12 protein-coding genes are annotated in these 8862 nt (G+C 61.0%); 6 read left to right on the forward strand and 6 right to left on the reverse strand.

The features are described 5' to 3' along the window. The 3 genes from RMO23_RS13440 to RMO23_RS13450 all read left to right on the forward strand — a co-directional run. On the forward strand, window positions 1–306 hold a 306-nt coding region (locus RMO23_RS13440; RefSeq protein ID WP_309682384.1), incomplete at its 5' end, for an SDR family oxidoreductase. Window positions 307–313: 7 nt separating this feature from the next. Continuing rightward, entirely contained in the window at window positions 314–1228 is a 915-nt protein-coding gene (locus RMO23_RS13445; RefSeq protein ID WP_309682387.1) for a DMT family transporter, read from the forward strand. Between the two features lie 10 nt (window positions 1229–1238). After that, on the forward strand, window positions 1239–1661 hold the full coding sequence (locus tag RMO23_RS13450; RefSeq protein ID WP_309682390.1) for an acyl-CoA thioesterase: 423 nt from the start codon (window positions 1239–1241) through the stop codon (window positions 1659–1661). An 83-nt stretch (window positions 1662–1744) separates the two neighbouring features. Here the strand turns inward: RMO23_RS13450 and RMO23_RS13455 are convergent, their stop codons facing one another. The 3 genes from RMO23_RS13455 to RMO23_RS13465 all read right to left on the reverse strand — a co-directional run bounded on the left by RMO23_RS13455 (window position 1745) and on the right by RMO23_RS13465 (window position 4808). Beyond that, window positions 1745–2632, reverse strand: a complete 888-nt coding sequence (locus RMO23_RS13455) for a metal-dependent hydrolase (protein WP_309682393.1) — start codon at window positions 2630–2632, stop codon at window positions 1745–1747. 3 nt (window positions 2633–2635) lie between these two features. Further along, window positions 2636–3244: a peroxidase-related enzyme gene (locus tag RMO23_RS13460; protein ID WP_309682396.1), complete on the reverse strand. Its 609-nt coding sequence runs from the start codon at window positions 3242–3244 to the stop codon at window positions 2636–2638. A gap of 130 nt (window positions 3245–3374) precedes the next feature. After that, window positions 3375–4808 (reverse strand): catalase, encoded by a 1434-nt coding sequence (locus tag RMO23_RS13465; RefSeq protein ID WP_309682398.1) that lies wholly within the window; start codon window positions 4806–4808, stop codon window positions 3375–3377. A 178-nt stretch (window positions 4809–4986) separates the two neighbouring features. On the opposite strand from RMO23_RS13465, the gene RMO23_RS13470 reads away from it, so the two are divergent. Continuing rightward, window positions 4987–5364, forward strand: coding sequence for a carboxymuconolactone decarboxylase family protein (locus RMO23_RS13470; RefSeq protein WP_309682400.1), 378 nt, complete (start codon window positions 4987–4989; stop codon window positions 5362–5364). A gap of 25 nt (window positions 5365–5389) precedes the next feature. On the opposite strand, the gene RMO23_RS13475 is transcribed toward RMO23_RS13470, so the two are convergent. The 3 genes from RMO23_RS13475 to RMO23_RS13485 form a co-directional block, all read right to left on the reverse strand. Continuing rightward, window positions 5390–6049: a hypothetical protein gene (locus RMO23_RS13475; RefSeq protein WP_309682402.1), complete on the reverse strand. Its 660-nt coding sequence runs from the start codon at window positions 6047–6049 to the stop codon at window positions 5390–5392. A 20-nt stretch (window positions 6050–6069) separates the two neighbouring features. After that, window positions 6070–6795 (reverse strand): hypothetical protein, encoded by a 726-nt coding sequence (locus RMO23_RS13480; protein ID WP_309682406.1) that lies wholly within the window; start codon window positions 6793–6795, stop codon window positions 6070–6072. A 197-nt stretch (window positions 6796–6992) separates the two neighbouring features. After that, window positions 6993–7559, reverse strand: coding sequence for a PAS and helix-turn-helix domain-containing protein (locus RMO23_RS13485; protein WP_309682407.1), 567 nt, complete (start codon window positions 7557–7559; stop codon window positions 6993–6995). Between the two features lie 95 nt (window positions 7560–7654). Here RMO23_RS13485 and RMO23_RS13490 point away from each other — a divergent pair, with 95 nt between their 5' ends. Further along, window positions 7655–8362, forward strand: a complete 708-nt coding sequence (locus RMO23_RS13490; RefSeq protein ID WP_309682410.1) for a CoA transferase subunit A — start codon at window positions 7655–7657, stop codon at window positions 8360–8362. A gap of 2 nt (window positions 8363–8364) precedes the next feature. Beyond that, a partial coding sequence (locus RMO23_RS13495; protein WP_309682412.1) for a 3-oxoacid CoA-transferase subunit B occupies window positions 8365–8862 on the forward strand: 498 nt, incomplete at its 3' end.

Raw genomic sequence — 8862 nt, forward strand, 5'->3', positions numbered from 1 at the left:
GTGCTGCCGCAAATCGGCGTGTACTGCATGAGCAAGGCGGCCGTGGTGCAGATGACCCGCGCCATGGCGCTGGAGTGGGGCAAGTTTGGCATCAACGTCAATGCGATTTGCCCCGGCTACATCGACACCGAGATCAACCACCATCACTGGGAAACCGAGCAGGGCAAAAAGCTGGTGCAGATGCTGCCGCGCAAGCGTATCGGCAAGCCGGAAGACCTGGACGCGCTGCTGGTGATGCTGGCCAGCGGGCAAAGCCATTTCATCAATGGCGCGGTGATTGCAGCCGACGATGGCTTCGGGGCTTGAACGGTAGATGCTGACCGGCATTCTGGCCGGCCTGGCTGCAGGCGCCCTGTGGGGGCTGGTATTTGTCGCACCGCGCATGGCGGCGGGCTACTCCTCGGTGGATCTGATGGCCGGGCGTTTTGCCGCCTACGGGCTGCTGGCCGCTGCGGTGATGCTGGTCAGCGCGCTGGCCGGCAAACGCGGCCAGGGTGGCTTGAGACTGCCCACCCTGCGCCAGGCGCTGGCGGCGTTGCTCATGAGCCTGCTCGGTTTTAGCGGCTACTACCTGTTGCTGGTGCTGGCGATTCGCGATGCGGGCACCGAGGTGCCGACGCTGATCATCGGCACTATTCCCATCTGGGTCATGCTGCTGGGCAAGCCGCCGCATTTGCGCTGGGGCGCGCTGCTGCCGGGCCTGCTGCTGACGCTGGCCGGGCTGCTGCTGATGATGAGCGCCACGCACAACAGTGGCATTGCCGATGGCGGTGCGCATTACTGGCGCGGCATGGCGCTGGTCACGGTGTCACTGGTCAGCTGGACGGCGTTTGCGATTCTCAACTCGGCCTGGCTCAAGCGCCACCCCGAAGTCAACGCGACCGACTGGGCCAACTGGCTAGGTGTGGCAACAGGCCTGGGGGCCGTGCTGCTGTGGGGCGTGACGGGCTCTGACGCCCGAACCCTGGCCGCGCAGCCCGACCTCGCTGCTTTTGTCGTGCTGTGCATGGCCACGGGTTTTGGCTCCGCCTGGCTGGCCACGATTTTGTGGAACATGGCCAGCCAGCGGCTGTCAGCCAGCCTGTGCGGGCAGCTGATCGTGAGCGAAACCATTTTTGCGCTGCTGTATTCTTTTGCCTGGGACGGGCGCTGGCCCACAGGCATGCAACTGGCCGCCTGCGTACTCTTTACGCTGGGGATTCTGGCGTCCATCCAGGCGCATCGTTAGAGAGGGCTTTATGAAGATCGAAATACCTGAAAAGAAAAAACTGGTTCACGAAATGACCATCCCGATTCGCTGGGGCGACATGGACGCGATGGGCCATCTCAATAACGGCAGCTACTTTCGCTACCTCGAAACCATACGCATCGACTGGATGTACGCCATTGGTTGCAAGCCCGACCCGCTGGGCGAGGGGCCGGTCATCGTCAATGCCTTCTGCAACTTCTACAAGCAGCTGGAATACCCGGGCGATGTGCTGATGAAGATGTATGTGAGCGACGCGGGCCGCACCACCTTTGAAAGCTGGGCTACCATGGAACGCGTGGACCAGCCCGGCGTGATCTGCGCCGCGGGCGGCGCCACCACGATCTGGGTGGACTTTCCGGCCCAGAAGGCCAAAACCTTGCCGGACTGGATGCGGCAGGTCATTGAAGGCTGAAATACCGATAAAAAATGCCGTTAGCCCATATGTCATGTGCATATAGCGCTATCAAATTTATAGCGACAAGGCGCTGACTGGCTTCAGCGCACCGCTCGCCAGCTGGCGGCGTGATCCGCCAGCCAGCGCGTTGCCAGTGCCTGGCCGTGCGCTTCGGGCGCGCTGTGCGCTTCCTGGTCGGGGTGAAAGTCGCGCCGGAAGTAGCTCAGCAACGGCCCGGTGCAGCGCCACACCATGCCATCCTTGCCCCAGAAGAACTTGAGCGCGCTCCACCAGGTTCCGGGTTTGAACAGGCTGCCGTCGTGCCACAAATTGAGCACGGTCTGGCGGCCGGCATCGAGCGTGAACAGTGCCAGCACATACAGGTACCAGCGAATGCGCCAGGTGTGGTTACCGCCCAGCGTGGTGTAAAGGTCAAACGCCACGGCGCGGTGCTCGGTTTCTTCGGCCGCATGCCAGCGCCACAGCGTTTGCAGACTGGGCTCGGCGCCGGCAAACCAGCTGTCGTAGCGCAGTGTGCCGTCGGCAAACACGGCAGTGCAGTGCTCGTAGGCGGCTGTCACCGCCAGCCAGTGCAGCGGATGTATGCCGCGCTTTTTGCCAAAATCAATGCGCTGGGTGGCCCAGTGCTGCCAGCGGTTGACCAGGCCTTGTTTTTCAAGGTGCGCGTTGTACAGACCATGCACATGGCGGTGCGTGGCTTCCTGGCCGATGAACTGGGTCACGGTGTCACGCAATGCGGCGTTGTCGAGTGTGTCGGGCAGCAATTTCAGGCCGTCCCGTACAGAATCAATAAACGACTGCTCGCCGACCGGAAAGCTCATCGACAGCGCGTTGTAGTACTGGCTCAAAAAGGCGTCGCCGCCGTGCCAGTGGCGCGCGAAGCCCTGGCTCAGGTCAACCTGCAGCTTGCGCACGGTCAGGCTCGGTGCGTGGGCCATGACGGCGGTGGGAATGGAACGGTGAGGCATGGTTCAAACCGGCTGGGGTGCTTTGGGTGGTTTGGGCACGCGCCCCATCAGGTAAAACTCGGGGTTGGGCTGCATGCCGCTGAAGCTGGCCATGCGATTGGACAAACCGAAGAACGCGGTGATGGCCGCAATGTCCCAGGCGTCCTCGTCGTCAAAGCCGTGGGCTTGCAGGGCTTCAAAGTCGGCGTCCTCAATCTGGTCGGACTGCAGGCAGACCTTCATGGCAAAGTCCAGCATGGCGCGCTGGCGCGGGCTGATGTCGGCCTTGCGATGGTTGACCGCCACCTGGTCGGCCACCAGCGGTTTCTTTTCGTGGATGCGCAGGATCGCGCCATGCGCCACCACGCAGTACAGGCATTTGTTGGCCGCGCTGGTGGTGGTGACGATCATCTCGCGCTCACCTTTGGTCAATGAGCCGCTGGGGTTGCCGCTTTCTTCCTTCAGCATCAACGCGTCGTGGTAGGCAAAGAAGGCGCGCCACTCGGCCGGGCGGCGTGCCAGCGCCAGGAACACATTGGGCACGAAGCCGGCTTTTTCCTGCACCTCCAGCACCTTGGCCTTGATGTCCTCGGGCAGGGTGTTGAGTTCGGGGAAGGGGTAACGCGTGGGCATGGCCGGAATCCTTGTGGGCGTGATTCGTGGGAAGGTATCTAGCCATTGATGATACGTTTTGCCGGGGCGAAAAAAAAAGCGCCCGGCGCAAACCGGGCGCTTGACAGGGGCATGGTGCCGGCTGGACTGCTTACAACGCGAGTCCCAGCGCCTTGGCCACACCCGCGCCATAGGCCGGGTCGGCCTTGCTGCAGTTGGCAATGTGGCGTTTCTGGATTTCGACCGAGGCACCGCCCACCGAGCGCGCGGTGTTTTCAAACAGCAGTCGCTGCTTTTCCGGCGTCATCAGCCGAAACAGATTGCCCGGTTGCGAGTAGTAGTCCTCGTCCACGCGGTGGTTCCAGTGACCGGCCGCGCCCTCAATCGACAGCGGCGGCTCGGCAAAATCGGGCTGCTCCTGCCACGAGCCCTTGCTGTTGGGCTCGTACCCAATCTCGGCGCCCTTGTTGTCGTCGACGCGCATGGTGCCGTCGCGGTGGTAGCTGTGGAAAGGACACTTGGGAGCATTCACCGGAATCTGGTGGTGGTTCACGCCCAGGCGGTAGCGCTGCGCATCGCCGTAGCTGAACAGCCGCGACTGCAGCATCTTGTCGGGCGAGAAGCTGATGCCGGGCACCACATTGGCCGGCGAAAAAGCCAGCTGCTCGACCTCGGCAAAGTAGTTTTCCGGGTTGCGGTTGAGCTCCAGCACGCCGACGTCGATCAGCGGGTAGTCCTTGTGCGGCCAGACCTTGGTCAGATCGAACGGGTTCAGGTGGTAAGTCGCCGCGTCCTTCTCGGGCATGATTTGAATCTGCAGGTTCCAGCGTGGGAAGTCGCCGTCGTCAATCGCATTGAGCAGATCGCTTTGTGAGCTTTCCCGTTCTTTACCGACCAGGGCTTGCGCTTCAGCGTCGCTCAGGTTTTCAATGCCCTGCTGCGTGCGCAGGTGAAACTTGACCCAGAAGCGCTCGTTCTGCGCGTTGATGAAGCTGAAGGTATGGCTGCCAAAGCCATGCATGTGGCGGTAAGACCTGGGGATGCCGCGGTCGCTCATCACGATGGTGACCTGGTGCAGCGCCTCGGGCAGCAGCGTCCAGAAGTCCCAGTTGTTTTCGGCGCTGCGCAGATTGGTGCGCGGGTCGCGCTTGACGGCGCGGTTCAGGTCGGGAAACTTCAGCGGGTCGCGCAGAAAAAACACCGGCGTGTTGTTGCCCACCAGATCCCAGTTGCCTTCTTCGGTGTAGAACTTCACGGCAAAGCCGCGGATGTCGCGCTCGGCATCGGCCGCGCCGCGCTCGCCCGCCACGGTGGAAAAGCGCAGCACCAGCTCGGTCTTTTTGCCGATCTGCGAAAAGATTTTGGCCTTGGTGTACAGGGTGATGTCGTGCGTGACGGTGAAGGTGCCGTAGGCGGCCGAGCCCTTGGCGTGCATGCGCCGCTCGGGAATCACCTCGCGCGCAAAGTGCGCGAGTTTTTCAAGGTGCCAGACATCCTGCAGTAGCACCGGGCCACGCGGGCCTGCGGTCTGGGTGTTCTGGTTGTCGACAACGGGTGCGCCCGCGGCGGTGGTTAGCTTGCTCATGCCTGGTTCTCCTGGTTAATAGGTTGAAACTATTGATTAACGATTAATTGTGGCTATTAACTATCAAATAGGCAATGGCTGGTCGATTGAATTTGTTCAAGGCGGCGATAGGCGGCGGCGGGATCGGCAATGCACGCCCAGCTTGGGTATGCTGGGGCTTTTTCCGGAGTGCAGGCGTATGGATTCTCAATTTAACAAGGGCCTGGCGACCCGCAAGCAGGTGATGGGCCAGGACTTTGTGGACGCGGCCTTTGGCAACGCCACCGACTTCACGCTGCCGATGCAGCACTACATCACGCGCAATGCCTGGGGCGATGTCTGGCAGCGGCCGGGGCTGGACCTGAAAACCCGCAGCCTGATCACCGTGGCCATGCTGACGGCGCTGGGCAAACAGCATGAGCTGAAGGGCCATGTGCGCGGCGCGCTCAACAACGGCGTGACGCGCGAGGAGTTGCAGGAGGTGCTGCTGCACGCCAGCATTTACTGCGGCGTGCCGGCGGCGGTTGAGGCCTGCCGCAGCGCGGCCGAAGTGGTGGATGGCCCCGCCAAGGCCTGAAGGCCACCGGAAACCGTCTGCCGGCCTATTTATTTCCGGGCAGCAAACCCTTGGCTTCGACCAGCAGCACGCCGTTGCTGGCGGCTCGCAGCGTCAGTGGTTTGTCAATGCCGCCGATGAAAAAACCGGTGCCGACGAAAATGACGTCGGTTCTGGACTCTGTGACCAGTTCAGGCTCGACGTTCAGCGCGCCATAGACCAGCAGATAGCGTTCGTTCTGGTTGGAAGGGTTGACGAACACGGTTTTTTCATATCCCAAGCCCCGCTTCTTCATGCCGGTGTGCGGGTAGACCCTGAGCGGTGAAAATTCCGCATCAAGCGTTTCAATGCGCAGTGCAAGCCGCGTGTGGTCGCTGTTGCTGAAGGCGCCGGGTGCCTGCGCAAGGGTGCTGATGTTGACTGCGTAGGCCTGCTTGTACGCAGGAAGCTCGATCAGGGCAAAGGCTTGCCGGCCTTGTCCGAAGTCATGGACGGGTGAATTCTCGTCCAGCTTTAGCTCGGCCTTTTCCAGCGGCAGCGCCAATCTGGCAAACGGCTTGAGTTGCTGGCAACACGCGACGCTGCCCTGGCCCACACTGGCAGCACCAGGAGTTGCAGGCGCGGCCAGGACTTGCGCCAGACTTGCAGACTGAACGGCAACCAGGCAGATGGCTGTCAGCGTGGTGCTGAAAAAGTAACGCATCACTCGGGACGCCAGGGCTGTCGTTACTTCTTCAGGTCAGCAACAATTTGCTTGACCAACACATCGACGCTGGCCGTCAGGCAAGTCCTCGTTTTATCGATATTGGCTGTCAGCGCTTCGATATCCTTGAACTTGCAATCGGTCGCTGCTTCAAGGTGAACAACGTCCTTGTTGCCGTCGTTGTAGCCGTAGTGGTAGGCCTCTTTGTACAAAGTGGCCTGTGATTTGCTGTCGGTGAGTTCTGCGTCCACCACGACTGACGGGTAGTAGTCTGTGGATGCCCCTGCGGCCAGATATGAGGCGTCAATGCGCAGCAGCAAGGACGCATCCTGACCCTGCGCCGTGCGCACGGCAGCCTTCACATCATCAGCCTTGTCGCTGCGCTTGGCCGGCACGGCGATCACCTCATAGCCCAACTGTCGCAGGCCGGGCAAGGCTTTTTCATAAAAGGCAGCGGTCAGCTTTGTTTTTTGGGGGTCCAGTGCGTCGTTGAGTTTTTTGGTTTTGCTGGATGTATCGGCAGCCACTATGACGGCGCCAATCAGCCCAAAGCTCAGGCCGGGATGATTCACCACGCGGGCGCTGTATTCGTCCTGGTCGTTCCAGTGCGGCACGGTGATTTTCTTGATGTTGCCCGCCGCTTCGCTGTTAAAGGCCTGTTTTTCAAATTTGGTAGCGCAGCCAGTGATCAATATTGATCCCAGCAGGAGGCTCAGGCAAGCGAAGCGGCTCGTCAGCGGTTTGATCATCAAGACTCCCTAAAAAAATAGCCACACGCGTTGTGGCCGGTGCAGTTTAGGGTTCACCTTGAGTGGCAGGTATTGGTGTAAAGCCTTAGTTCAAAAACACTGTTTCGCCCCTTGGCGACAGCCAGCTGTCAGGCTTTGCAGTCAGCGTTTGTCATTTTGGGGTTCAACGCCCCCTTGGTTCAGCCGGGCCATAGCGGCTAGCCCGCCATCAGTTTGTGCACCAGGTCGGCGGTGGTGCTGGCCTTGTACTTGCGCATCAGGCGGGCGCGGTAAATTTCCACTGTGCGGTGGCTGATCAGCAGGGCGCGGCCAATTTCCTTGGAGGTCAGGCCGTCCATCAGGTGCGCGGCCACCTCGCGTTCTCGCGCTGTCAGCTCGGCCGTTACCGGGCGGCGTGAGCTGAGGTCTTCAAAGGTCCAGATGCCGGCCTCGTGCGGCACACTTCGATTGAGCGCGCGCCCGGTCACATGGCACCAGAAGGTCTCGCCCTTGTTGCAGCCGTCGGCGCGCTTCATGATGCGGTCGTCGGCGTACACGCCCCTGGCGTTCAGGATCGGCAGCATGCGCGCGCCTATGCGTTCGTACTCGTCCACGCTCGGGTAGAGCAGCAAAAAGGACTGGCCCACCAGCTGCTCGCGCGAGGCGCCAAACATCTCGCACAAATGCTGGTTGCAGTCCACAATGGAGCGGTTGCGCGACAGCACCAGCCCCACCGGTGCCAGGTCGAAGGCGAGTTGATAGTCCACTTCCCCTGCTGCGTTCATCGGGCTAACCTTTACGAAAAACTACGTATTTGAATAAGTAGTATCGTACCGGATAGCCAACCGCCACCGATTCATACGACCCAAGGAGACTGTTCGTGAACAAAATTTTTCCCTCCGCGAGTGAGGCCCTCAAGGGTATCGTCAAGGACGGCCAGCTGATGGCCGTGGGCGGCTTTGGGCTGTGCGGCATCCCCGAGGCGCTGATTGACGCGCTGCGCGACAGCCAGGTCAAGAACCTCACAGTGATTTCCAACAACGCCGGTGTTGACGGCTTTGGCCTGGGCAAACTGCTGGAGACGCGCCAGATCAAGAAAATGATTTCCAGCTACGTCGGCGAGAACAAGGAGTTTGAGCGCCAGTACCTGGCCGGCGAGCTGGAGCTTGAGTTCACGCCGCAGGGCACGCTGGCTGAAAAGCTGCGGGCGGGTGGCGCCGGCATTCCGGCCTTTTTCACTAAAACCGGCGTCGGCACGCTGGTGGCCGAAGGCAAGGAACTGCGCGAATTTGACGGCGACACCTATGTGATGGAGCGCTCGCTGGTGCCCGAGGTGTCACTGGTCAAGGCGCACCGCGCCGACAAGTCGGGCAACCTGCAGTTCCGCCTGACGGCGCGCAACTTCAACCCGGCCGTCGCCATGGCGGGCAAGGTCTGCATTGTGGAAGTGGAGGAGGTGGTGGAAACCGGCGAGATGGAACCCGACCAGGTGCATCTGCCCGGCATTTACGTGCACCGCATCGTCTGCAACCCGCATCCCGAAAAGCGTATCGAGAAACGGACCATCACAGAAAAGGCAGGGGTTTGATCATGGGCTGGACACAAGACCAAATGGCGGCGCGTGCCGCGCAGGAACTCGAAGACGGGTTTTACGTCAACCTCGGCATCGGCATTCCGACGCTGGTCGCCAATTTTGTGCCGGCCGACAAGGAGGTCTGGCTGCAAAGCGAAAACGGCATGCTGGGCATTGGCCCGTTTCCGACCGAAGACGCGGTCGATGCCGACCTGATCAACGCCGGCAAGCAGACCGTCACCACCATCAAGGGCTCGTCCATTTTTGGCAGCCACGACAGCTTTGCCATGATTCGCGGCGGCAAGATCAACCTGTCAATTCTGGGCGCGATGCAGGTCAGCGAAAAAGGCGATCTGGCCAACTGGATGATTCCGGGCAAGATGGTCAAGGGCATGGGCGGCGCGATGGACCTGGTGGCTGGCGTCAAGCGCGTCATTGTGCTGATGGAACACGTTGCCAAAAAGAAAGACGGCACCGAAGACCTCAAGATTCTGGAGAAATGCACGCTGCCGCTG

The sequence above is a fragment of the Polaromonas sp. genome (genome assembly GCF_031411155.1).
Classification (GTDB): domain Bacteria; phylum Pseudomonadota; class Gammaproteobacteria; order Burkholderiales; family Burkholderiaceae_C; genus Polaromonas.

What these genes read in the sequence shown, in the direction of transcription:
- RMO23_RS13445 (WP_309682387.1), top strand. Translation starts at nt 314, where the DNA reads ATGCTGACCGGCATTCTGGCCGGCCTGGCTGCAGGCGCCCTGTGGGGG.
- RMO23_RS13450 (WP_309682390.1), top strand. Translation starts at nt 1,239, where the DNA reads ATGAAGATCGAAATACCTGAAAAGAAAAAACTGGTTCACGAAATGACC.
- RMO23_RS13455 (WP_309682393.1), bottom strand. Translation starts at nt 2,632, where the DNA reads ATGCCTCACCGTTCCATTCCCACCGCCGTCATGGCCCACGCACCGAGC.
- RMO23_RS13460 (WP_309682396.1), bottom strand. Translation starts at nt 3,244, where the DNA reads ATGCCCACGCGTTACCCCTTCCCCGAACTCAACACCCTGCCCGAGGAC.
- RMO23_RS13465 (WP_309682398.1), bottom strand. Translation starts at nt 4,808, where the DNA reads ATGAGCAAGCTAACCACCGCCGCGGGCGCACCCGTTGTCGACAACCAG.
- RMO23_RS13470 (WP_309682400.1), top strand. Translation starts at nt 4,987, where the DNA reads ATGGATTCTCAATTTAACAAGGGCCTGGCGACCCGCAAGCAGGTGATG.
- RMO23_RS13480 (WP_309682406.1), bottom strand. Translation starts at nt 6,795, where the DNA reads ATGATCAAACCGCTGACGAGCCGCTTCGCTTGCCTGAGCCTCCTGCTG.
- RMO23_RS13485 (WP_309682407.1), bottom strand. Translation starts at nt 7,559, where the DNA reads ATGAACGCAGCAGGGGAAGTGGACTATCAACTCGCCTTCGACCTGGCA.